The sequence below is a fragment of the Gilliamella sp. Pas-s95 genome (assembly GCF_009795795.1).
GTDB lineage: Bacteria > Pseudomonadota > Gammaproteobacteria > Enterobacterales > Orbaceae > Gilliamella > Gilliamella bombicola.
The window spans coordinates 45,255-70,579 of sequence record NZ_WTFC01000008.1 but is presented as its reverse complement, the minus strand read 5'-3'; the positions used below and the strand labels follow the sequence as shown (position 1 = coordinate 70,579).

Annotated in this window: 26 protein-coding genes and 1 tRNA gene; 21 read left to right on the top strand and 6 right to left on the bottom strand. The window is 36.8% G+C overall.

Features of this window, described 5'->3' with window-relative positions; genetic code table 11:
- Positions 1-27: 27 nt before the first annotated feature.
- Positions 28-834, bottom strand: coding sequence for an exodeoxyribonuclease III (gene xthA, locus GQ598_RS03550; protein WP_160402382.1), 807 nt, complete (start codon positions 832-834; stop codon positions 28-30).
- Between the two features lie 113 nt (positions 835-947).
- Between xthA and tyrA the strand changes: the two genes are divergently transcribed.
- The 10 genes from tyrA to GQ598_RS03500 all read left to right on the top strand — a co-directional run bounded on the left by tyrA (position 948) and on the right by GQ598_RS03500 (position 10,184).
- Complete coding sequence (gene tyrA, locus GQ598_RS03545; protein WP_160402381.1) at positions 948-2,069, top strand: bifunctional chorismate mutase/prephenate dehydrogenase; 1,122 nt, start codon at positions 948-950, stop codon at positions 2,067-2,069.
- A gap of 87 nt (positions 2,070-2,156) precedes the next feature.
- Positions 2,157-3,488, top strand: a complete 1,332-nt coding sequence (glmM, locus tag GQ598_RS03540; protein ID WP_160402380.1) for a phosphoglucosamine mutase — start codon at positions 2,157-2,159, stop codon at positions 3,486-3,488.
- 269 nt (positions 3,489-3,757) lie between these two features.
- Entirely contained in the window at positions 3,758-4,540 is a 783-nt protein-coding gene (atpB, locus tag GQ598_RS03535) for a F0F1 ATP synthase subunit A (protein WP_091350468.1), read from the top strand.
- Between the two features lie 36 nt (positions 4,541-4,576).
- Positions 4,577-4,807, top strand: coding sequence for a F0F1 ATP synthase subunit C (gene atpE / locus GQ598_RS03530; protein ID WP_034901511.1), 231 nt, complete (start codon positions 4,577-4,579; stop codon positions 4,805-4,807).
- A gap of 24 nt (positions 4,808-4,831) precedes the next feature.
- Positions 4,832-5,302, top strand: a complete 471-nt coding sequence (gene atpF / locus GQ598_RS03525; protein ID WP_085247556.1) for a F0F1 ATP synthase subunit B — start codon at positions 4,832-4,834, stop codon at positions 5,300-5,302.
- A 13-nt stretch (positions 5,303-5,315) separates the two neighbouring features.
- A complete protein-coding gene (gene atpH, locus GQ598_RS03520) occupies positions 5,316-5,849 on the top strand; it encodes a F0F1 ATP synthase subunit delta (protein ID WP_160402379.1) in 534 nt (177 codons plus the stop codon).
- Between the two features lie 11 nt (positions 5,850-5,860).
- The gene (gene atpA / locus GQ598_RS03515) at positions 5,861-7,402 is read left to right on the top strand and encodes a F0F1 ATP synthase subunit alpha (protein ID WP_160402378.1); all 1,542 of its coding nucleotides are present in this window, start codon (positions 5,861-5,863) and stop codon (positions 7,400-7,402) included.
- Positions 7,403-7,416: 14 nt separating this feature from the next.
- The gene (gene atpG / locus GQ598_RS03510; RefSeq protein ID WP_065587117.1) at positions 7,417-8,286 is read left to right on the top strand and encodes a F0F1 ATP synthase subunit gamma; all 870 of its coding nucleotides are present in this window, start codon (positions 7,417-7,419) and stop codon (positions 8,284-8,286) included.
- A 47-nt stretch (positions 8,287-8,333) separates the two neighbouring features.
- The gene (atpD, locus tag GQ598_RS03505; protein WP_065635973.1) at positions 8,334-9,716 is read left to right on the top strand and encodes a F0F1 ATP synthase subunit beta; all 1,383 of its coding nucleotides are present in this window, start codon (positions 8,334-8,336) and stop codon (positions 9,714-9,716) included.
- A 42-nt stretch (positions 9,717-9,758) separates the two neighbouring features.
- Positions 9,759-10,184, top strand: coding sequence for a F0F1 ATP synthase subunit epsilon (locus GQ598_RS03500; RefSeq protein ID WP_091350461.1), 426 nt, complete (start codon positions 9,759-9,761; stop codon positions 10,182-10,184).
- Positions 10,185-10,598: 414 nt separating this feature from the next.
- Here GQ598_RS03500 and GQ598_RS03495 read toward each other — a convergent pair whose 3' ends face one another.
- The 5 genes from GQ598_RS03495 to GQ598_RS03475 form a co-directional block, all read right to left on the bottom strand.
- Positions 10,599-11,060 carry an SMI1/KNR4 family protein gene (locus GQ598_RS03495; protein WP_160402377.1) on the bottom strand — a complete coding sequence of 154 codons (462 nt, stop codon included), beginning with the start codon at positions 11,058-11,060 and terminating at the stop codon, positions 10,599-10,601.
- 51 nt (positions 11,061-11,111) lie between these two features.
- On the bottom strand, positions 11,112-11,252 hold the full coding sequence (locus GQ598_RS03490; protein WP_160402376.1) for a hypothetical protein: 141 nt from the start codon (positions 11,250-11,252) through the stop codon (positions 11,112-11,114).
- A gap of 249 nt (positions 11,253-11,501) precedes the next feature.
- Complete coding sequence (locus GQ598_RS03485; protein WP_160402375.1) at positions 11,502-11,999, bottom strand: hypothetical protein; 498 nt, start codon at positions 11,997-11,999, stop codon at positions 11,502-11,504.
- Positions 12,000-12,233: 234 nt separating this feature from the next.
- Positions 12,234-12,725, bottom strand: coding sequence for a DUF5376 family protein (locus GQ598_RS03480; protein WP_160402374.1), 492 nt, complete (start codon positions 12,723-12,725; stop codon positions 12,234-12,236).
- Entirely contained in the window at positions 12,715-13,440 is a 726-nt protein-coding gene (locus GQ598_RS03475) for an EndoU domain-containing protein (protein ID WP_160402373.1), read from the bottom strand. The genes GQ598_RS03480 and GQ598_RS03475 overlap by 11 nt, the downstream gene beginning before the upstream one ends.
- Positions 13,441-13,993: 553 nt before the next feature.
- On the opposite strand from GQ598_RS03475, the gene recC reads away from it, so the two are divergent.
- The 11 genes from recC to GQ598_RS03420 all read left to right on the top strand — a co-directional run bounded on the left by recC (position 13,994) and on the right by GQ598_RS03420 (position 25,225).
- A complete protein-coding gene (gene recC / locus GQ598_RS03470; RefSeq protein ID WP_160402372.1) occupies positions 13,994-17,203 on the top strand; it encodes an exodeoxyribonuclease V subunit gamma in 3,210 nt (1,069 codons plus the stop codon).
- An 8-nt stretch (positions 17,204-17,211) separates the two neighbouring features.
- A complete protein-coding gene (locus tag GQ598_RS03465) occupies positions 17,212-18,003 on the top strand; it encodes a TatD family hydrolase (RefSeq protein ID WP_160402371.1) in 792 nt (263 codons plus the stop codon).
- 53 nt (positions 18,004-18,056) lie between these two features.
- The gene (locus tag GQ598_RS03460; RefSeq protein ID WP_160402370.1) at positions 18,057-19,022 is read left to right on the top strand and encodes a bile acid:sodium symporter family protein; all 966 of its coding nucleotides are present in this window, start codon (positions 18,057-18,059) and stop codon (positions 19,020-19,022) included.
- Between the two features lie 128 nt (positions 19,023-19,150).
- A complete protein-coding gene (locus GQ598_RS03455) occupies positions 19,151-20,554 on the top strand; it encodes a DHA2 family efflux MFS transporter permease subunit (protein ID WP_160402369.1) in 1,404 nt (467 codons plus the stop codon).
- Positions 20,555-20,558: 4 nt separating this feature from the next.
- Entirely contained in the window at positions 20,559-21,191 is a 633-nt protein-coding gene (locus tag GQ598_RS03450; protein ID WP_160402368.1) for an MBL fold metallo-hydrolase, read from the top strand.
- Between the two features lie 153 nt (positions 21,192-21,344).
- Complete coding sequence (locus GQ598_RS03445; RefSeq protein WP_160402367.1) at positions 21,345-21,932, top strand: biotin transporter BioY; 588 nt, start codon at positions 21,345-21,347, stop codon at positions 21,930-21,932.
- On the top strand, positions 21,916-22,491 hold the full coding sequence (locus tag GQ598_RS03440; RefSeq protein ID WP_160402366.1) for a YiiX/YebB-like N1pC/P60 family cysteine hydrolase: 576 nt from the start codon (positions 21,916-21,918) through the stop codon (positions 22,489-22,491). The genes GQ598_RS03445 and GQ598_RS03440 overlap by 17 nt, the downstream gene beginning before the upstream one ends.
- 87 nt (positions 22,492-22,578) lie before the next feature.
- Positions 22,579-22,654 (top strand) — tRNA-Asn (locus GQ598_RS03435).
- A 216-nt stretch (positions 22,655-22,870) separates the two neighbouring features.
- Positions 22,871-23,599 (top strand): type 1 glutamine amidotransferase, encoded by a 729-nt coding sequence (locus tag GQ598_RS03430; protein ID WP_160402365.1) that lies wholly within the window; start codon positions 22,871-22,873, stop codon positions 23,597-23,599.
- A gap of 35 nt (positions 23,600-23,634) precedes the next feature.
- Entirely contained in the window at positions 23,635-24,462 is an 828-nt protein-coding gene (locus tag GQ598_RS03425; RefSeq protein WP_160402364.1) for a VanW family protein, read from the top strand.
- A gap of 136 nt (positions 24,463-24,598) precedes the next feature.
- Positions 24,599-25,225: a Fe-Mn family superoxide dismutase gene (locus GQ598_RS03420; RefSeq protein WP_160402363.1), complete on the top strand. Its 627-nt coding sequence runs from the start codon at positions 24,599-24,601 to the stop codon at positions 25,223-25,225.
- Positions 25,226-25,325: the final 100 nt, after the last annotated feature.

Here is a 25,325-nt window from a genome sequence, read left to right as displayed (position 1 = left end):
ATGATCCTTTGTTATAACGAGTTAGGTTTATACTAAATCAAATTTAGCCCAAATTGGTGCATGATCAGAGGGTTTTTCCATTGCGCGAATATCATAATCAATCCCCGTTTGTTGACAATGTGCTAGTAATTTGGCGCTGGCTAAGATCAAGTCAATCCTAAGCCCTGTATCCGTTTCAAAACCTTTTGAGCGATAATCAAACCAAGAATACTCTTGTGCAGTTGGGTGGTCGTGGCGGTAAGTATCAACAAAACCCAGCGACATTAAACTGTTCATCCATTCGCGTTCTTCGGGCAAAAATGAACATTTACCGGTGTGTAGCCAACGCTTACGGCTCTCTTGCGAAATGCCAATATCTAAATCGGTTGGGCAAATATTCATATCACCTATAATTAAAGATAACTGATTATTTAATTGATTTTCCTGTAAATAATTATTCAAATCTTGATAAAATTTACGCTTTGCAGGGTATTTAATTTCATGATGTAAACTTTCGCCTTGAGGAAAATAACCATTAATTACCGTTAAATTGCCTTTACTTGTGGGTAGTTCAACCATAATTAAGCGACATTGCGCATCATCACCATCAGTTGGAAAGCCATATTGCACTGACAACGGTTTTTGTTTTGTTAGCAACGCAACACCATAATGTCCTTTTTGCCCATGGTAGTTGAGGTAATAACCAAATTGTTCGAGTTCAGCAACGGGGAACTGATCATTATGCACTTTAGTTTCTTGCAAACCAATTACATCGGGCTGATATTTATCAATAATAGCGGATAATTGGTGGATGCGAGCACGAAGGCTGTTAATATTAAAAGAGATAATCTTCATACTAATTTATTGTCTTTGATTTGATGTTCTAAATACGCATCGTATCAAAAATACGTTATACTGTTAAGCTATTACAGAAAAGCAACCTTTGTGATAATAAGGAATCACCGCATATGTCTACGGAATTACTTGCCTTACGCGATAAAATTGATGAAGTTGATAAATCTATTTTATCTTTAATTAGCAAACGATTAGCATTAGTTGCCGAAGTTGGCGAGGTAAAAAGCAAGCATGGTATTCCCATTTATGCTCCTCAGCGTGAAGCCGATATGCTAGCTAAAAGACGGCAAGAGGCTGAAGCTCAAGGTGTATCTCCTGCTTTAATTGAAGATATTTTACGTCGTTTAATGCGTGAATCTTATATTAGTGAAAACAACAAAGGTTTCAAAAAAGTCTATACTGGTGAAGGTTCAGTCGTGATTATTGGCGGTAATGGGCAAATGGGGCGGTTGTTTGCTCGATTATTTACTTTATCTGGCTATCAGGTTAAAACCTTGGGATCAAAAACTATGCATCAAGCCGCCGAGGTAGTTGCCGATGCAGCGGCAGTGGTTGTGACTGTGCCAATAAACAAAACCTGCGAAATCATCAAACAATTACCACCATTACCTAAAGATTGTATTTTAACAGATTTCACATCCATAAAAGTCAAGCCACTCCAAGCCATGCTTGATAAACATCAAGGTCCAGTAGTCGGGTTACACCCAATGTTTGGTCCCGACGTTCCTAATTTAGCTAAACAAATCATTGTTTATTGCGATGGGCGCGATCAAACAAAATATCAATGGCTAATTGAGCAAATGCGTATATGGGGCGCTAATTTATGCGCAATTGATGCCAAAGAGCATGATAAATGCATGTCATTTATTCAAGCATTACGTCATTTTACTTCTTTTTCATATGGCGTTAATTTGCAACGTGAACAAGCTGATTTAGAACAACTCATTGCACTATCTTCACCAATCTATAGACTTGAACTGATGATGGTTGGGCGCTTGTTTGCTCAAGATCCCGAGCTTTATGCCGATATCATCATGGCATCGGATGATAATATCGAATTAATTAAACGCTATTACGAACGCTTTGGACAAATGGTTAAATTAATTGAACAGCGAGACAAAGCAAAATTTATCAAAAATTTTAATGAAGTAACTACTTGGTTTGGATCTTACGCAGAACGCTTTATTAAAGAGAGCCAAGTATTATTAAAATTTGCCAATGATAATCGAGAGTAACTTTATACAAATAGGTATACTTTCCTGAAAGTTTTTTACAAATTAAAATATGCGTTTATCAAAAATAATTTAGTGTGAGGAAATAAAATGTCTAATCGAAAATATTTTGGTACAGATGGGATTCGCGGTAAAGTTGGAGAATATCCTATCACACCAGATTTTGCGCTCAAATTAGGCTGGGCAGCAGGTCGTGTGCTTGCCAAAGATGGCGTGAAAAAAGTATTAATCGGTAAAGATACTCGCATTTCAGGCTATATGCTTGAATCGGCACTCGAAGCAGGATTTGCCTCGGCAGGTGTTGCTGCGGCCTTTACAGGCCCAATGCCAACCCCAGCGATTGCCTATTTAACCCGTACTTTCCGGGCCGATGCCGGCGTTGTTATTTCTGCCTCACACAACCCTTTTTATGATAATGGTATTAAGTTCTTTTCAACTGAAGGGAAAAAGCTTGATGACACTATCGAATTAGAAATTGAAGCTGAACTTGAAAAAGAGATCGATTGCGTAGAGTCCAAACAACTTGGTCGAGCAAGCCGTATTACTGACGCCGCAGGCCGCTACATTGAATTCTGTAAAAGTACATTCGATCATGATTTAAGTTTGGCAGGATTAAAAATTGTCGTCGATTGCGCTAACGGTGCCACCTATCACATTGCCCCTAAAGTATTACGAGAGCTTGGTGCGCAAGTGATTAAAATTGGCTGTGAGCCAGATGGAGTAAATATTAATGAAAATTGTGGAGCAACTGACGTAAAAGCACTAGCCAAATGTGTTATTGATGAAAAAGCCAATCTAGGCTTTGCATTAGATGGTGATGGCGATCGCATCATCATGGTTGATCATGAAGGTCGCAAAGTTGATGGTGATTTAATTATCTATATCATTGCACGCGAAGCATTAAGACAAGGTCAACTTAAAGGCGGCGTTGTCGGCACATTAATGAGCAATATGGGGCTTGAGATAGCGCTTAAAAAGCTTGGTATTCCTTTTGTTCGTGCCAAAGTTGGAGATCGTTATGTGCTTGAAAAACTGGTCGAAAAAGATTGGCGCTTAGGCGCTGAAAATTCGGGTCATGTTTTATTATTAGATAAAACAACAACAGGAGATGGTATTGTTGCTGGCCTACAAGTACTAGCTGCAATGGTACGCAATGACATGTCATTAGCTGATTTATGTAGCGGTATGACAATGTTGCCACAAGTGTTGATTAATGTTAGATTTTCGGGTGAGCATGATCCACTAAATAGCACTACAGTAAAATCGGCAATTGAGCAAGCAGAAAAACAACTTAGTCATCATGGTCGAGTGTTGATTCGTAAATCAGGAACCGAACCGTTAATTCGTGTCATGGTGGAAGGAAGTAATCAACACGAAGTGCAAAAATTGGCCCAAAATATCGCAGCAGCACTTACATCTTAAAGTTAACGTTTGAAATAGCACAATTTATACCCATTAATTAAGCCATTAATAGGCTAATATTTAGATTAAAATAATAAAAGAAGTTATACATATTTGCGTAAAATTAGTAAAAAGTGTTTAAATTCTTAATTTAGCTAATCAAAGGTTGACTTGGTATAGGCTATTAGGTTTAAAATAGTAACTTCAATTTATTACAGCGATTGCTTATACCTTTTTGAATGAAACTATAAGCAATATTTTATTTTTAGAAAATAGGTTAAGAGGGTTATATGTCAGTTTCCTCTCCAGCTTCACCACAAGCTTATATCAAGCACCATCTTGAGAACTTGCAAGTAGGTTCCGGTTTTTGGACCTTTAATCTTGACTCATTGTTCTTTTCGATTCTACTTGGTGTTATCTTTTTGTGGATTTTTCATCGTGTTGCCCAAAAAGCAACCAGTGGCGTACCAAGTAAGCTACAATGTGCAGTAGAAATGATCTTTGAGTTTGTCAACAATACTGTTAAAGACATGTTCACCGGTCAAAATAAACTCATTGCACCGTTAGCATTAACGGTATTTATTTGGGTTTTCTTGATGAATTTAATGGATCTTATCCCGGTTGATTTTCTCCCTTATGCCGGTCAATATTTGGGTCTATCACATTTAAGAGTAGTGCCGACTGCAGATGTTAGCATTACCATGTCAATGTCTTTAGGTGTGTTTGCACTTATTATCATTTATTCAATTAAGTACAAAGGGATTTCAGGTTTTATCAAAGAATATACCTTACATCCATTTAATCACTGGGCATTTGCGCCTATCAATTTAGTACTTGAATTAGTTAGTCTATTAGCGAAGCCTGTTTCTTTAGGACTTCGACTTTTTGGAAATATGTACGCAGGTGAACTTATCTTCATCCTAATTGCTGCATTATTACCTTGGTGGTCACAGTGGGTATTATCGTTACCATGGGCCATTTTCCATATTTTAATAATTACGTTACAAGCTTTTATTTTTATGGTGTTGACGATCGTCTATTTAGCTATGGCGTCGGCAACGGAAGATCATTAATTTTAATATTTTTTTGATAATAAACTGGAGTATATAATGGATAGTATGTTATTTGTAGCCGCAGGCATCATGATGGGATTAGCTGCAATTGGTGGTGCAGTTGGTATTGGTTTATTAGGTGGCAAATTTTTAGAAGGTGCTGCTCGTCAACCAGAATTGATGCCTATGTTACGTACTCAATTCTTTATCGTTATGGGCCTAGTTGATGCGATCCCAATGATCTGTGTGGGTATTGCACTTTATGTTATTTTTGCTGTCGCAGGTTAATAAAAATTTAAGAGGAATCGTGTCATGAATATGAACGCAACTCTCCTCGGCCAAGCAATTACATTTGTATTGTTTGTTTGGTTCTGTATGAAGTTTGTTTGGCCTCCTGTTATTGGCGCAATTGAAAAACGCCAAAAAGAGATCGCCGAAGGACTTGCTTCAGCAGAAACAGCAAAAAAAGATTTGGAATTAGCCAAAGCAAATACATCTGACATAATGCAACAGGCTAAGGTTGAGGCTAATGCAATTATTGAGCAAGCCAACAAACGTAAAGCAGCCATTCTTGAAGAAGCAAAACAAGAAGCTTCTCGTGAAAAAGAACGAATTGTTGCGCAAGGACTTGCCGAAGTAGAGGCCGAGCGCAAACGAGTTAAAGAAGAGCTCAAACAACAAGTCGCTACACTTGCTATTGCTGGTGCAGAAAAAATTATTCAACGTTCTGTTAATGAAGCCGCAAATAGCGACATCATTGATAAACTCGTAGCTGAACTATAAGGAGAATAGAGCAATGGCTGACTTAATTACAATTGCTCGCCCTTATGCTAAAGCCGCTTTCGATTTTGCAGTAGAAAGAAACAGCATCGAATCATGGCATAACATGTTAGTGTTAACATCTGAAGTGAGTAAAGATGCTCAAATAAGAAGTGTTTTAACATCAGACATGAAAACCGATTCGGTGGCTAATTTACTCATCAACATCTGTAAAGATGTGTTAGATGAGTTTAGCACTAACTTTATTAAGATTATGGCTGAAAACAAGCGATTATCACTTCTTCCTGAAGTCTTAACCTTGTTTGAACAATATTGTTTAGATAGAGAAGCACAAGCAGATGTAGATGTTATTTCTGCCAATGAGCTAACTAATGAACAACTTAATAAAATTTCTGTCGCTGTCGAAAAACGTTTATCACGAAAAGTAAAACTAAAATGTCATATAGATAAATCGCTCATTTCTGGTTTTATTATTCGTACGGGCGATATGGTTATTGATAGTAGTATCAGAGGGCGTTTAAATCGTTTAAATGACGCTCTACAGTCTTAAGGGGACTGATAATGCAGCTAAATTCAACTGAAATAAGTGAACTAATTAAAGAGCGGATAGCTCAGTTCAATATTGTGAGTGATGCTCACAATGAAGGAACTATCATATCTGTAAGTGATGGTATTCTTCGAATCCACGGATTAACTGATGTAATGCAAGGTGAGATGATTGCATTACCAGGCAACCGATATGCAATGGCATTAAACCTTGAAAGAGACTCTGTCGGTGCGGTAGTTATGGGACCATACGAAGACTTGTCTGAAGGTATGAAGGTACAATGTACTGGTCGTATTTTACAAGTACCAGTTGGTGAAGGTTTATTAGGTCGCGTTATTAATACACTAGGCGAACCAATTGACGGTAAAGGCTCACTTCAACATGATGGCTTTTCACCTGTCGAAGTTGTTGCTCCAGGTGTTATCGATCGTAAATCCGTTGACCAAGCATTACAAACCGGTTATAAAGCCGTTGACTCAATGATTCCAATTGGACGAGGTCAACGTGAGCTTATCATTGGTGACCGTCAAACAGGTAAAACAGCGCTTGCTGTCGATGCCATCATCAACCAACGCGACTCAGGGGTAAAATGTATTTATGTTGCCATTGGTCAAAAACAATCAACTATTGCAAATGTTGTGCGTAAACTAGAAGATCATGGTGCACTTAAAAACACAATTGTCGTTGTAGCATCAGCATCTGAATCAGCTGCGTTACAATACTTAGCTCCTTATGCTGGTTGTGCAATGGGTGAATACTTCCGCGACCGTGGTCAAGATGCATTAATTGTTTATGATGATTTATCTAAACAAGCCGTTGCTTATCGTCAAATTTCATTACTACTTCGTCGTCCACCTGGACGTGAAGCTTACCCAGGTGATGTATTTTATCTTCACTCTCGTTTACTTGAACGAGCAGCGCGCGTGAACGAAGCTTATGTTGAAGAGTACACAAAAGGCGAAGTTAAAGGCAAAACAGGTTCATTAACAGCATTACCAATTATTGAAACTCAAGCTGGTGACGTTTCGGCATTCGTACCAACTAACGTAATTTCGATTACTGATGGTCAGATATTCCTCGAAACTAGTCTATTTAACTCAGGTATCCGTCCTGCGGTTAACCCGGGTATTTCGGTTTCACGTGTGGGTGGTGCTGCACAAACGAAGATAATGAAAAAATTATCAGGTGGTATTCGTACCGCACTGGCGCAGTATCGTGAGTTGGCTGCGTTCTCTCAGTTTGCATCTGACTTAGATGAAGCAACAAGAAACCAACTAAGTCACGGCGAAAAAGTAACCGAATTGTTAAAACAAAAGCAATATTCACCTATGACTGTTGCTGAACAATCAATTGTACTTTACGCTGCTGAGCGTGGTTATCTTGAAGATGTAGAACTGACTAAAGTATTATCATTTGAAACAGCATTACTTGCTTATGCCCATAGTCAATATGCCGATTTTGTCAAATTAATCGACGAGACGGGTAATTACAATGATGAGATTGAAAGTAAGCTAAAAGCATTACTTGAAAGCTTTAAATCAACTCAAACTTGGTAAGGGTGAGGTAACAAATGGCTAATGCAAAAGAGATTAGAACAAAAATTGCCAGTATCCAAAGTACGCAAAAGATCACTAAAGCAATGGAAATGGTTGCCAATTCTAAAATGCGTAAAACGCAAGATAGAATGGCAGCTAGTCGACCTTATGCTGAAATGATCCGTGAAGTAATTGGACATTTAGCGTTAGCTCAAATAGGCGCCAAACATCCTTATTTAGAAGAAAGAGATGTAAAGCGAGTTGGCTACCTTATTATTTCAACCGATCGTGGTTTATGTGGTGGTTTAAATATCAATCTTTTTAAAACTGTCATTGCTGACATGTCAGCATGGCAGGAAAAAGGTGTTGAAGCTGATGTTGCTTTAGTTGGTTCTCGTGGTGTTTCGTTTTTCTCATCAGTAAAAGCAAACATCTTAACCCAAGTGACTAACTTGGGGGATGAACCAAATTTATCCGATTTAATTGGTCCGGTAAAAACAATGCTTGAGGCATATGATAATGGTAAAATTGATAAATTATATATTGTGACTAATAAATTTATTAATACCATGTCACAAAAGCCAACAATTCAGCAATTATTACCTTTACCGCCATCAGAAGATAAAGAGCTCAAAGCTTCATCATGGGATTATATTTATGAGCCTGATGCTAAATCGCTATTAGACGTGATTTTACGTCGCTATATTGAATCACAGGTCTATCAAGCAGTGGTTGATAATTTAGCGAGTGAACAAGCAGCAAGAATGGTGGCCATGAAAGCGGCAACAGATAACGGTGCAAACCTAATTAATGAATTACAAATTGTGTATAACAAAGCACGTCAAGGTGCTATCACGAATGAATTGATTGATATTGTATCCGGTGCAGCCGCTGTTTCAGGTTAGTGCTAAATATTGGCTTATAGTTAAGAAAAAGACGTAGAGGATTAAAAATGGCTACTGGAAAGATTGTCCAGATCATCGGTGCGGTGGTTGATGTCGAATTCCCAGAAGATGCAGTACCAAAGGTATATGATGCATTAGAAGTGGAAACTGGCACTGAAAAATTAGTTCTGGAAGTTCAGCAACAATTAGGTGGTGGCGTTGTTTGTTGTATCGCAATGGGATCATCTGATGGCTTAAGACGTGGACTTAAAGTTGTAAATACAGGTCACGGCATTGAAGTACCAGTGGGGACTAAAACACTGGGTCGTATTATGAACGTGCTTGGCGATCCTGTTGATAAAGCAGGTCCAATTGGTGAAGAAGAGCGTTGGGCGATTCACCGTGCAGCGCCAACCTATGAAGAGCTCGCAAACTCAACTGAATTGCTTGAAACAGGTATTAAAGTTATCGACTTAATTTGTCCATTTGCTAAAGGTGGTAAAGTGGGTCTATTCGGTGGTGCGGGTGTCGGTAAAACCGTTAATATGATGGAGTTAATCCGTAATATCGCTATCGAACACTCAGGCTACTCTGTGTTTACTGGTGTGGGTGAACGTACTCGTGAAGGTAATGACTTTTACCACGAAATGAAAGAATCAAACGTACTTGATAAAGTATCATTAGTTTATGGTCAGATGAATGAGCCACCTGGAAACCGTTTACGTGTTGCGTTAACGGGTTTAACCATGGCTGAAAAATTCCGTGATGAAGGTAAAGACGTTTTATTATTTATTGATAATATTTACCGTTATACCTTAGCCGGTACTGAAGTATCTGCACTATTAGGTCGTATGCCATCGGCGGTAGGTTATCAACCAACACTAGCCGAAGAAATGGGCTTACTACAAGAACGTATCACATCTACTAAAACAGGTTCGATAACGTCAATCCAAGCCGTATACGTACCAGCAGATGACTTAACTGACCCATCACCAGCAACAACCTTTGCTCACTTAGATGCAACAATCGTATTAAGTCGACAAATTGCTTCTTTAGGTATCTATCCGGCCGTAGATCCATTAGATTCCACCAGCCGTCAATTAGATCCTTTAGTTGTTGGTCAAGAGCACTATGATTGTGCCCGTGGCGTTCAATCAATTCTACAACGTTATCAAGAGTTGAAAGATATTATTGCCATTCTTGGTATGGATGAGTTATCAGAAGATGATAAATTGATCGTTGCTCGTGCTCGTAAAATTCAACGCTTCTTATCTCAACCATTCTTTGTTGCAGAAGTATTTACTGGTTCACCAGGAAAATATGTACCTTTGAAAGACACGATCAGTGCATTTAAAGGAATCATGAACGGTGATTATGACCACATCCCTGAACAAGCATTCTATATGGTTGGTTCAATCGATGAAGCGATTGAGAAGGCAAAATCTCTCTAAGAGATTCATTGAGCGAAGATCGTATTTAATGGAGATCGTATTATGGCACTAACTTCCTATCAATTAGAAGTTGTTAGTGCTGAATCTCACTTGTTTTCAGGTGATGTTCAGCGAATCAGAATCACGGGTAAAGAAGGTGAACTTGGAATTTATCCTGGGCACACCCCTTTACTGACAACCATAAAACCCGGTATGGTTGGCATTGTGAAAGCGGATGGTAAAGAAGAGTTTATCTACCTATCTGGTGGCATATTAGAAGTACAACCTAACATCGTAACCATCTTAGCGGATACCGCTATCCGTGGCGAAGATCTAGATGAAGCAAGAGCACAAGAAGCAGTAAGACAAGCGCAAGAACATATTAATCACCCAAGCGATGATATGTCATTTGCTCAAGCTTCTGCAGAACTATCAAAAGCGTTAGCAAAAATTCGTGTTATCGAATTGACTCGCCGCATGGGTCAATAGTTTGCTTTTTAGTATCTTATCAAAATAATAAAGGTTACTAAAATATCTAGTAACCTTTTTTATTTTTAGGTTAGTCATTAATAATTTAAAATTTTAAAGTGGCTTGAACTGCACCCCAAAATTAAAAGTAAAAAATCCAATTTTTTTATACGCTATATTTATTGGGTTAAGTTTGAGCTACTACAGATAAAACAACAAGTAACACAGCAGTAACAGCCGGCAACCTGCTACCACTTCTAACCTCTACTAACTATCAAGGAGTTAACTATAGCTAAAACACATTCTTAGCTAAAAATAAACCACAGACAAAGCCCCAGACCACAACTGACCATTAGTGGGCAATCCTGTTATCATTAAGATTGAACAGGGCAAGTTGATTGTGGAGATTGATTTACCAGTTTAAAAAACTATAATTTATAAATAATCTTTAATTCTTTTATATAAAAATTCATAAAAATTAGTAGCATAAAACTTACATTCAGCAGATGAGAACATAATGTATATTGGACATTCCCCATTATCAAATTTAGTATAATCAAAATAATACACATCACCAAAATCTGTTTGGCTAACAACAAGTTGTGTGTTTTTTATAATGTTATTTTTCATATCAATGATATGATGATAAACAATATCCCCACCATTAACCGATTCAAAATCTAATCCGTAAATGCTGTATATTTCCTCTCCACATATTTCACCACCACGGTATTCACGTAAAAACCATTTATAAGAATTAGTTAAAGGAAAACCTAAATATTTTTCAGCTTTTAAAATCCATGATTCATCAACCGCATCTTCTGGAGTACCGAAATTAACTATATTTTCATTTTTATTGATGAATTCAATTAGTAAATTTTTTGTTATTTCATTCATAATTTTTACCTATATGTTTTTGCTCTCTCGATCCAATATTGAGTTTTCCATTTATTGAACTTTCATCACCATTTCAGTACTAAATTCTTCACCATTATTCAATCTTTTAACTACATCAAATAACACATTCGCTGATTCTACCGTGTCCATCGTATTATAAGCTAAACCAATTCCACCCGATAAAAAGTTCATTACTGGACGACCAACTTATCGCTCCCATTCTGTTGATTGAAGATACTTCTGAATATTATATTGTGCTCAATAATATTCTTCATTTTCATCCATTGCACGAGAGCTAAATAATTTTTCAAGGAATGGTTTATTTGCGAGAGATTCCCAGTAAGCATTATTATATTGTTCTTGCTGCTCTTTGGTTCCTAAATTGAGTGGTTTTTATTCCCTATCGCGTCTTAATAGCTTTCTGTCTTTAAGGTCGACAAATTAATATCGTGCCTCCGCTTTTAAGTGGATATCACCATCGTTGACGCTGAGACTTGAAACTTGGTCAATCACCGTGTTTTTGCTTTTGCTCGCGCCGTAATGCGTTTCGGTGGTCGAGGTGGTGCTATTTAAGTTGATGTCGTTATTCGCCTGTAAATACGCTAGCTTATCCGCACTTAATTTACCACTGCTGTTGATGTTCCCTTTCGCTTGGATAATTATCGAACCGCCCTCAATCAAACCTTGGTTGTTGACGTTATCGCCTAATAAAACCACCCGTTTTTTACCTAATATCGCACCCGAGGATTCAATATCATTCTCTGACTGTACCCTGACACTTTTACCCGATAATAATCCCCCTTCCTGCGTCAATTGTGGGCGGTTAACAAGGTATACTTGCGGCACCAATACCGATACCGCTTGTCCATCTACCATCACCGTCTTGCTTTCTAACCAAACAATATCGCTGGTTAAGGCCTTCATTTGCTCTGCTGACAATGTCGCTCCAATTGCTAATCCATACTGCTTGGCAAACTCTACCCCCGCATTAATTTTATAACCACTTTTGCCATCATAAAAAACTTAAATAAAATCAATGCATTTTCTGACAGTTTTTTGTAGGTAAAAATAGTGGATTATGTACTAATATACGTTAGGATTGTCGAGTTGAGTTTGAACTACTACAGCTCTAGAAAGTAATCAAAGATCCCCGTTCTGGGGATCTGGGTTTTGTTAACATGCGTAAGGAACCAGATGAGAGTTTGGTAATCCATTATAGATATCAATTGCTTCTTGACCTTCAGCAATAAACTCAACATCAATAGGTTCGGGCGGATTATTAGGATCTTTATAATCTCCTTCTAAAAAAGTTTTATATTGCTCTAACACATATAAAAGCTGTTCTCTGGTCATGATAACTTGTTGCTCTTCAACATATTCAGTACCAATAAAAACATAATCCCCCGTAATCAATACCCAGTGAGCATTACCAATGCCAAACATGCCATCAGGTGCTCGGCTATGTTCTAAATCTGTCAGATTGTTAATCCAGATATTGACTGAGTTAGTAGAGTATTGGAGATCATCTGATAGCCAAGCCGCTACCTCACATATTCCTCGTCCTTGCTTGGGAACTAATCTCATATCTTCACTATATTCTCTACCTGATGGAGAAAATTTTTTATAATCTGGTATCCACCAATAATAAATTAATTTATTCATCATTTTTTCTTTCCTTGATAAACAGGCCACGCTTCGCACCTGTTCCATTTGGTCTTTTATAATATCCTTCCATTTTTATTCCACTTGAAGACGTTCCTATCCATTTTTCAGATTCTCCAGGCTTGGGTTTAGAGTTGCCGAAAGCACTTTTAATTTCCATTTCTGTTTGACGCTTAGACCAATGCTCAGGGAAGAAGGTTGTTTCAGCTTGTTTTTTATACCATTTTCCAGTTGCAGGATCTCTAACCGATATATACCCTTTTGTGACACCATTAGCATCTGCTGCACCTGTCCATGTATCTACTCTAATATTCGGATCTTTTAAATAATGCCCTCCTGTACCAACCTTGGTACCATTTGCATAAGTTTTTATCTCACCATTTAAAATATGTTCAGTATTGATCGTTACCTGAGTACCTTTACCGGCCTGTTGTTGAACTAATTCTGCCGGTGTGGAAGATGGTTTAAAGTCCTCAAGGTATTCTCCTGCTTTATTTCCTGTATGCGGATCTACTGTTAATTTACTTTCACGATCAACCTGACGTTTTATCGTTTCTAGTTCCTTTTCCGATAACTTCTGCCCTGTAGCTCTAGCTTTCCAGGCTAAATCACTCAAACCTTTTGCTGTAACTCCACTTGTTGAGAGTGAAAATAACAATTCCGCATCTGATGTTGACACGCCTAAAAACAATAAATAATTATTTTTTACATTAGTCAAATAATATATTTTTATAATTTATTAATCTTTGATTATGGATTTAGTTAAATTTAAGTATCCATATTGGGATAAATTTTAAACAATTTTAAGATATTGCTGAATTGGCATTATAAATTTATAGCATGCTAGATATAACGTTGATTTTAATGGTTTTTTAACTCATAAAATCACTCATTATTCGCATGCTGACACTTCATAACCTCCGAGGTTTGTTGGATCATTTAATTTTTAAATAAAGATAAACGCTAGGTTTCGATATCTAGCACTCCACTTGAATAAGTTTTGTTATCACATTTAACTTACCGTTTTAATTTATCTTTAATAGATTTTTATCACGTTGGGAGCTGACCATAAGATCTTTACCCAAATTGGTGAAGGCTATTTTTTTATTCATATTCATTACATCAGCTCATAAAATTAGAATAAAAAAAGCAAGTCACATAACCGCTAATTACTCTTTTTATTATAAAATTGATACTATAATAGCAACTAGATTTATGAGTAACGATCAGCGATAATCTTAACTCACTCTTATTCAATAATGAGTTTTGTTATGTTTACCATTTATCATTCAAACCAAGTCGATCTACTTAAGTCTATTGTAAGTGAATTGATGCGCAGGCAACCATTAGAGGATGTATTTACACCTGATATAGTCATGGTGCAAAGCCAAGGTATGGCACAATGGTTGCAAATTGCGTTAGCGGATGAACTTGGTATTGTGGCTAATGTTGATTTTCTTTTTCCGACACAGTTTATTTGGCAACTTTATCAAGCTTTGTTTCCCGAGGCGCCAATTGAAAATAGTTATAATGTTGAATCAATGAGTTGGCGTTTGTATTATTTGTTGCCTCAAGTTATTAAACAACCTGAGTTTAGCGCACTTAAACATTATCTTGATATCGATAAGCAAGATAGAAAGCAGTACCAACTTGCAACACGAATTGCCCGTTTGTTTGACCAATATTTAGTTTATCGTCCCGATTGGTTAGCCAAATGGGAAGCCAACCAAAATGTTGCCGAATTAAATCATCATTCTGACGAAGTTTGGCAAGCAGAGCTATGGCGAAAGCTAATATCCATCAGTCAACCTTATCATCGCGCTAATATTTATCAACAAATGCTTGAAATTTTGTTAGATAATAACTTTGATCGTTCACGTTTAGATTCGTTACCTAGCCGTATTTTTATTTTCGGTATTACCTCGCTACCACCGATTTATCTTTCACTACTTTCAGCACTTGGACAACATATTGATGTCCATTTGATGTTTAATAATCCGTGTAAATGGTATTGGGGCGATATTGTTGAAAAGCAGTTATCAGATATCTTCAATACCCCTGAAAAAAGCCCCAATCCACTTTTAACTTCGTGGGGGAAACTTGGGCGTGATAATCTGTTTTTATTACAGGACTTCAATAATAAGCAAGATATTGATGTGTTTGCCGATCAAAACCGAGATTGTTTATTACATGCAATTCAACAAGATATCCTTGATCTTTATCCAATGGTAGTTGCTCGACAACCCGTTGAACTAGCAGATAAATCCGTATCTTTTCATGCTTGCCATAGCGAACAACGTGAAGTTGAAGTGTTATATGATTATCTTTTATCTGTTTTTGATGCTGATCCTACATTAGAATTACGTGATTGCATTGTGATGGTATCGGATATTGATAAATATGTCCCTTATATCCGTGCTGTTTTTGGTAATGCTTATGAAAAACGCTATTTGCCTTTTACTATATCTGATCAAAAAGCACGTAACATTGATCCGATTGTACAAGGTTTTTTTACTATATTAAATTTTCCACAAAGTCGATTTACTGCTGAAGAGCTGTTTAATTTATTAGAGATACCAGCTATTTCAGAAAAATTTGCAATTAGTGAATCACAGTTAACTTTATTACGTACTTGGATTATTGAATCAGGCATTCGTTTTGGTCTTGAAAGTGCACATAGCTGGTTATTTGGACTGGAGCGTTTATTACTAGGCTATACCATGAGTAGTGAACAAGGCGGTTGGCAACAGATCTTGCCGTATGATGGCGCGACAGGCTTAGATGCCGAATTAATCGGCCAATTAGCTGAGTTTATTAAAATTGTAAGTAAATGGTTTACAGCTTTAAGCGAAGAAAAAACATTAGTTGAATGGCAAAGTTGCTGTCTTGAACTAATTAACGATTTTTTTGTCGATACCCCACAACGTGAATCAATTTTATTAATGATCGAAGAGGAATGGCAAAAATTAATTAATAGTGGTTTAGCTGCTAATTATACTGATAATATTTCTATCACAATTTTGCATGATGCAATGCAATCGCGCTTAGAGCAAAATCATCTAGCGCATCGTTTTTTAGTTGGTAGGATAAACTTTTGTACCATGATGCCAATGCGATCCATTCCTTTTAAAGTGGTCTGTTTGCTGGGTATGAATGACGGCGATTATCCAAGAACATCGCTTCCTCTCGACTTTGATCTTATTGCTCATCATCCAAGACGAGGCGATCGCAGTCGCCGTAATGATGACCGCTATTTATTTTTAGAGGCTATTTTATCAGCGCAAAACCAGTTATATATTAGCTATATTGGGCGAGATATAAAAGATGATAGTGAACGTTACCCATCAATACTAGTTGATGAGCTTTGGGAGTATATTGCACAATATTATAACAAGCCTGTTAATCAAGTTGATAGCTCGACAAATAACTTGGATTTTTTACGTGTAAACCATACACGCACACCATTTAACCCCCAAAACTTTTTGCAAGATCCCAAAAGTTATGCTGATGAATGGTTACCCGCTGCATTACAACGAGGGGAAAATCAAGACTTTATTAGTGAAATAGCCGCTATTAGCGTCGATAATATCAATCTTGACGAACTAAAACGATTTTACCAACACTCAATTAGGATGTTTTTACAAAAACGTTTTAATTTTTATATTAATTATCTTGATGATACATTACCCGATGCGGAAAACTTTAATCTTGATAGCTTACAGCGTTATCAATTGAACTTGCAGATTTTAAATCAACTTATCACCAAAGAATCACAACAATCCAATGATTGTTATCAACACTTAGCGCTAACTGGTGACTTGCCAGATGGCGCATTTGGACAGATTATTTATCATGAACAAAATGAAGCAATGCAATCATTAGCTAATAAAATCTGCCAAGAACGCCTAGAAATAACAACTCAAGAAGTGAACTTAGCCATTTCACTAAATCAACAACATTACCAATTACAAGGTTGGTTAACCCATATTCAAGATGATGGTATTTTAACATGGCGCCCTTCAAAACTTTCAATTCGAGATGGTATTTCGTTGTGGATCGACCATTTGGTTTATTGCATCTTAAATCCAGATAAAGTTGAAAGTCAAAGCCGTATCTATGGCAGAGAAGAAAACGAATGGCGTTTTTCACACTTTCCAAGTAATGAGGCTATGGCAATTTTAACCTCGTTAATTGAAGGCTATGTACAAGGTATCAATCAACCTTTATTACTACCTGTACAATGCGCATGGAATTGGTTAATTGCAGCCTATAACAAAAAAACAGGTGAGGTTATCGCGAGTGAAAAAGCAATTAATCAACTGTTAAATACTTGGCAAGGTGGATTATACCAATCGGCTGAGTGTGATAGCTACTACGCTAGACTTTATCCTGAATTAACGGATGAATTAATTGAACAAATTACTTTTGCTGCCCAACGATTTTTACTGCCAATTTTATTACATCAAGCAACCGTAGAATAAGGGGCATTATGTTTATTGATACACACTGTCATTTTGATTTTCCGCCTTTCACTGATCATCTGGCCGATTCAATAGATAAGATTCGCCAAGCGGATATTGTTGGGTTAATCATACCCGCAGTTAGCGCTAACTATTTTAATACCGTTTTGCAACTTGCTGATAATTATTGCGAGATCTATGCTGCTTTGGGGCTGCATCCTATTTATCAACATACCATGGCGGATTTAGAGCTGTTAACCAATATCGTTAAAACCAAACCTAAAAAATTAATTGCCATTGGTGAGATAGGACTGGATCGCTATGATTTAAGTATTGATTTGCAACAGCAGTTATCATTTTTTAGGTCACAATTAGCGCTTGCTAAACAGTTTGATTTACCTGTTTTGATTCATTCACGCAAAGCGCACGATATTATGTACCACGAATTACACCGCGCCAACTTACCTTGCCGTGGTGTAATACATGGATTTTCAGGTAGCTATCAGCAAGCTATGCAATTTGTTAAGTTGGGCTACTATATTGGTGTAGGTGGTGTAATTAGTTATGAACGAGCAAATAAAACTCGCAATACAATTGCTCAATTACCGCTCGAGAGCCTTGTGCTTGAAACGGATGCTCCTGATATGCCATTAAGTAGCCGTCAAGGTCAAATAAATCGCCCTGAATATATCACTGAAGTATTTAAAACATTGACCCAATTACGCAATGAATCAGCAGAACACATACGCAGTACGATTTTAATAAATACCTTGACGCTATTTAATAGAATAAATAGAATGAAAATTACACAAAACAAATAAAATAACCCTATCATTATTATAGAATTATTTTATTAAACCCATAGCAGGTTTATATGACCAGACAATTTAATCAGCTGTTGATTCGATCTATTATCTCTCTTACCCGATTATTTCCTTTGTGGGCAATACTGTGCGCCGGTGTTGCCTATTTCTTTCCTTATACCTTTATTCCTATACGCCCCCACACCGCACATTTACTTATGTTTGTAATGTTTACCATGGGAGTTACATTAAGTATTGATGACTTTAAACGTGTGGTAACCAAGCCTAAAGCAGTAATAATTTGCACTTTACTACATTATATTGTAATGCCACTAACTGCTTTAATCTTAGCCAAACTGTTTACAATGAGACCAGAATTATTAGTTGGAATGGTGTTAGTCGGTAGCGTTGCCAGCGGTACGGCTTCAAATGTGATGATTTATCTTGCTAAAGGCGATGTTGCGTTATCGGTGACAATTTCATCAGTGTCAACACTAGTAGGCGTGGTTGTAACACCTCTACTCACACTATTATTAGTAGGAACAACTATTGAAGTCCCTGTTTGGGACATGCTTTTGCATATTGTACAGATCGTTTTAATACCGATTATATTAGGTTTAATTGTTCACCATTTTTTATATCCTATCGTCAAAAAATGTGAACAATTTTTACCACTTTTATCAATGCTCTGTATCTTATTAATTCTGTGCATTGTCGTAGCAGGTAGCCATACGCAAATTGGTCAAGTGGGGGGCACCGTTATTTTTGCAGTTGTGATTCACAATGCATTAGGTTTACTTGGCGGTTACTGGGGTGGTCGTTTATTTGGTTTTGATGAGTCAACTTGCCGAACCATGTCACTTGAAGTGGGAATGCAAAATTCCGCCCTTGCCGCTACCTTAGGTACTACCTACTTTTCGGCCTTATCAGCGCTGCCCGCGGCAGTATTTTCGGTTTGGCACAATATCTCTGGTTCATTACTAGCTGGCTATTGGCAAGATAAATCTGTTAAGAATAAGAAAAAAGCCAATAATTAATAAATAATATTGTAAAATGGCATCCATCGCTCTCTTTCTTAATAAAATAAGTAGTAAGAGAGCTTAATTTCCAGTGCTTATAGCCAACTGCTCACCCAGCATTTAAATTAATTTTAGGCAAAATTAAAATGAATAGCGAATTACAGTTACCACCCTTTGTTTATCGAATATTACCATGGATTGCAGCATTTGCATTTTTTATGCAATCGCTTGATACCTCGATATTAAACACTGCGCTTCCCTCGATGGCTAAAGATCTTAATGAATCCCCCTTAAATATGCAATCAGCAGTGATAAGCTATGCTTTAACCTTGGCATTATTTATTCCAGTCAGTGGTTTTTTATCAGATAAATTTGGCACTAGAAATATTTTTGTGATGGCAGTTTCACTGTTTACCCTTGGCTCATTGCTTTGTGCTTTATCCAATTCATTAATTTTTTTAGATATCTCTCGTGTTATTCAAGGTATTGGTGGCTCAATGATGGTACCGATATCACGTTTAGTATTAATTAAATCTTTTAAGCGTAGTGATTTTTTAGCCGCCTTAAATACTGCCACCATTCCCGGTTTAATTGGACCTGTTTTAGGACCGGTATTAGGAGGATATTTGGTTGATATGGTGAGTTGGCATTGGGTGTTTTTTATTAATTTACCCATTGGTATTTTAGGTGTGATAATTAGTTGGAAATATATGCCCAATCTAAAGGGTGAACACATGCCTTTTGATCTATTTGGCTTTATATTTATTGTGATTGCCTTTATTAGTGCCACTTTAAGTGTAGAGATTTTAAACCAAAATCAGACATATGATTTTCCATTGCTACTTGCCGTAATCAGCTTCGTTTTTCTACTTGTTTATTATGGGTATGCCAAAAAGAAACCAACCCCCTTATTCCCACTATCACTTTTTAAGATTCATACGTTCAAAATAGGCATTATTGGCAATTTAATTTGCCGATTAGGTATATCTGGTGTGCCTTTTTTAATTCCATTGTTATTACAAGTTGGTTTTGGCTACTCGGCTGTTTTTGCCGGTGTGATGCTAATGCCAATGGCCATTGCATCAATTTGTACTCGAATTTTTATTCCACGTATTTTAGCTCGTTTAGGCTATCGTTTTGTGCTCGTTGCTAATACCATTTTAGCGGGTGTCATGATTATTTTAATGTCGTTGTTAAATTTATCAACACCACTTATATTAATTAGTTTATTGCTATTTTGTATAGGTGGTATAAATTCTATGCAATATACCGCGATGAATAGCATAACTTTAGCGAACTTAGAAAACGAAAATACGAGTAGTGGTAATAGTTTAATGGCAGTTAATCAACAGCTTGCAATCAGTTTTGGTACAGGATTTGGTGCAGTTTTACTGCGATTAATTAGCAACTCAGCTAGCACTATTCACGCATTTCAATTAACATTTGTTATACTCGGTGTGGTTACAGTGCTATCAAGCGTTATTTTTGCGCAACTAAAAAAAGAAGACGGCCAAAATCTAATTACCCATCACCAAGAAACAAGGAGATAAGTATATGTTTCAGTATCAAATCATCCCCGTTACCGCTTTTCAAGAAAACTGTAGCATTATCTGGTGTGATCAAACCATGGAAGGCGCATTGATTGATCCTGGTGGTGAACCAGAACTACTGAAAAAAGCCGTTGAAAAACTTGGCGTAAATATTAAACAGATTTTATTAACCCATGGACATTTAGATCATGTTGGCGCGGCAACCACATTAGCTCAATATTATGATGTAAAGATTATTGGACCAAGCCAAGAAGATGAATTTTTGCTAACAAGTTTGCCACAGCAATGCATACAATTTGGTTTTCCTCATACTGACAGCTTTTTACCCGATCGTTGGTTAAAAGAAGGCGACCAAATTCAAGTAGGTAACATAACTCTTGATGTACTTTTTTGCCCAGGCCATACTCCCGGACATATTGTTTTTATTAATCATTTGGATAAACTAGCTTTTGTCGGCGATGTATTATTTAAAGGCAGTATTGGACGAACTGATTTTCCTCGAGGCAACCATACCGATTTAATTTCATCAATCACTAACAAATTATTACCACTTGGTGATGACTTTATTTTTGTACCAGGACACGGCCCTATGTCAAGTTTTGGTCATGAACGAATCAGCAATCCTTACTTAGTTTAAGTAGAACCTTATTTTTTGTTATCACGCTCTTTGTATTGGGCTGTGATAGCAACAATTCAACCTATATGTAAACTTTTTATATAAAAAATAGTTTACATTGAAATACATTGCGCTATTATAGTTCTACTATTTATGTATCAAAGGTAGAAAATAATGAAACAACAAATTACTTCGTATTATCCAACATTTATCACGACACTGGTTAATTTATCTTCTTGGCAACGTAAGCTATTGACTACTACCAGTGCAGCATTACTTTTAGGGTTAGCGGCTAATATTAGTATTCCAACTTACCCTGTTCCATTTACACTACAATCATTGGCGGTATTGTTAATTGGTGCTTTTTTAGGTCGTAAATTAGGCGCATTAGCAATAATCCAATACCTTTTTTTAGGCGCAATGGGATTACCGCTATTTGCTAATGGCAGTGGTGGGATTATGGCATTAGCGTCACCTTCTTCTGGTTACTTATATGGCTATGTATTTAGTGCCTATTTAGCCGGTTTTGCAGCAGAAAGAGGGTACGATCGTCGCTTTATTTTAGGCTTAATTGCATTTGCTTGTGCGCATCAATTGTTATTTGTATTTGGTGTTGTCTATTTAATGGGCTATTTACACATTACACTTATTGATGCGTTAAAAGTAGGTTATTTTCCATTTGTTGGTATTGATGCACTTAAATTTATTATTGCAACTTGTGTAATGTTTTCACTATGGCGTTATCGTGCTAAAAATAAATAATATTCAAAGTGGCGATATCATCTTTCAAAGCCTTAACGAAGATGATGATTTTAGTGACGCTATAAACCGTTCTGGTGCAGTGCCTAACATGGATGAGATAACAAAAAATATCAATCATGTCGGTTTATATATTGGCAATAATAGCGTCATTGAAGCCACACAAAAATATGGCGTGATTGAACAATCTTTGACTGACTTTGTTGGTGCGGCTAGACGTAATATCATTGGTAGAATCCATGATTTGGCTGTTATTCAAAATGCATTAAAGCGAGCTAAACATTGCTTAGGTTCACCTTACAATCATAGCTTTAATCAAAATACAGATGGGTTTTATTGCAGTGAACTAATTACTTATGCTTTTAAAACTAAACAAGGTAGTGATTATTTCGCATTATATCCAATGAATTTTAAGGATGTAACGACAAATCAAATTTTGCCTTATTGGATTGATTATTATCGCGATCTAAAACAGAGCATCCCACAACAAGAGCTTGGTTCGCATCCACAACAATTACTCAGACAAAAACATTTATTCAAGACAATCCTAACACTTGAATGATTATAAAGGAGGCAAGTTCATACAAAAACAGCATTTAACTATTGACATAGCGCCATAAAATCTATAATATGCGCGCTACATTTCGGTTCCTCCATAGTTCAGTCGGTAGAACGGCGGACTGTTAATCCGTATGTCACAGGTTCAAGTCCTGTTGGAGGAGCCAACTTCTAAATTCCAAAACTATCTTAGATAAACTACTTCTTATACCAAGCTTCTTTTCTTTCTTCCAAATTTTTATCCTGTTGATATCAAAAGTCTATATTGTATTTGCGAAAAAATTATTCATAATAATTCAATAATAAATTTATCTTTAGATATATATAATGTCATTGAACCATGATTTTTGGTGATAATATTTATAGGCAAGGAACCTTTATTAATGCATATACATTTTATTATTCATGAAGCTTTCGAAGCACCTGGTGCCTATGAGCTATGGGCTAGCATGCATCATCACTCCATAACCTATTGTCGCGTTTATCTTGGTGAACCACTTCCTAATTGCATTGATGATATCGACTTTCTTATTGTTATGGGTGGTCCACAATCACCGTCAACAACCAAACAAGAGTGTGCTCATTTTGATTCTATAGCAGAACAAGCTGTGATCTTATCTATGATAAATGCCGGTAAAATAGTTATTGGCGTGTGTCTAGGCGCTCAATTAATTGGTGAGGCGTTAGGCGCAAGTCATGCCCAAAGCCCAGAAAAAGAGATTGGAAAATTCCCAATTACATTAACGCAACTGGGTAAAACCAATCCTTTATTTGCTGATTTTGGCAATACATTAGAAGTCGGTCATTGGCACAATGATATGCCTGGTTTAACCCAAGATGCCCAAATTATAGCTTATAGTGCAGGCTGCCCTCGGCAAATCATTGCTTATAATAACTTCGTTTATGGATTTCAATGCCATATGGAGTTCACCCCTGAAGTCGTTGAATTGCTGATTGCCCATTCGCAAAAAGAGCTTAAACAAGCTGCAAATTACCGCTTTGTTGATACGCCTGATACGCTTCGCTCGCATGATTACACGACAATGAATCAAAAACTTTTCGCTTTTCTCGACAAGTTGAGCGAGCACTATCTGTCATCTTTAGAAAAATAACTGATTATATATTGTAGATAAAGGAATGGAAAAATATGAAGGATATCATTGTCGATAAACCGATAAAACGCAGTAAATTCAGGCTAAAATTAGGCAAAGAGTATTTTATCTTAAAACGAAAATTTGAGTGGTGGCGGCATCGTCACGCCTATAGTACTGTCGACATCAATAATAATACTTGTTGTTATTCACACAAAAAACATCAGTCTGTTTTATTAAGGCAACTAAAAGATGTTGATATGTATTTACAATATAATAAAATTACTAATCTTAGATTAGCCATTGAAAAACTTAATGGTTCAATCATTAAGCCCAATCAACGTTTTTCCATCTGGCAAAAAGTAGGACGTCCATCGAAAAAACGAGGATTTTTAGAAGGACTATCATTACATAACGGGCAGATAGGCAAAGACATTGGCGGAGGATTATGCCAATTAGGTAATTTGATTTATTGGATCGTATTACATTCTGATCTCACCATTATGGAGCGTTGGCGGCATAGTTTTGATGTTTTCCCCGATATCAATCGTACGATTCCTTTTGCTTGTGGCGCAACCTTGTCTTATAACTATGTTGATTTACAATTAATCAATAAAACCAATATCACTTACCGGCTTAATCTTTGGCTTGATGATCAGTATTTACATGGTGAATTACTTGCTGATACCCCCTTAACTCATCATTATGTAATCCTAGAAACCGATCATCGCATTGAACAACAGTGGTGGGGAGGCTATACCAGACATAATAAAATATGGCAACGCAAAACACATTTAATTGATAACCATGTCGAAGAAAAGCTCATCAGCGAAAATCACGCAATTATGATGTATACCCCATTTATCGCAAGTAATGAAAGCTAATTGGAAAAATAATAATCACCCTAATTGCAGATAGCCACTAACTATCTAAGTGATAGTTTGAGGGCTATACTAATAGCCCGTATACTCATAAGATAAAGTAGTTAATAATACCTAATATATGAAAGGAGCAAATTTCATGGCTTATACTTTACCTCCCTTACCTTATGCTTATGATGCATTAGAACCTTATATTGATTCTGAAACAATGCATCTTCATCACGATAAACATCATCAAACCTATGTCAACAATGCCAATGCTATCATTGAAACTTTATCTGCTGAAATTAAAGAATTTAGCCCAAGCGATTTATTAAAAAATTTAGATAAAGTACCCGCAGATAAACTTACAGGCATTAAAAATAACGTAGGTGGTCATGTTAATCACACTCTTTTTTGGGAACTATTAAAAGTCGGTACCGAACTTAAAGGTGAACTTAAAGCAGCCATCGAAAAAGATTTTGGTTCAGTTGATGCATTTAAAGAAAAATTTGCAGCAGCGGCAGCCACTCGCTTTGGATCTGGTTGGGCGTGGTTAGTATTACAAAATGGTAAACTTGAAGTTGTTTCAACAGCTAACCAAGATTCACCATTGATGGGTGAAAAATTTGCTGGTGTTTCTGGTACGCCTATCCTAACGCTTGATGTTTGGGAGCATGCTTATTACTTGAAATACCAAAATCGTCGTGTTGATTACATCGGTGCATTTTGGAATGTGGTTAACTGGGATAAAGTTGCTGAGCTATATACTGAAGCAAAAAAATAACCCAGCTTGCACTCATTATTTTCAACTTAAAAGATGGCGCTTTATGCGCCATCTTTGCTTTTCAAACCAATACTTCATTTATCAACTTCAAGCCAAAAAT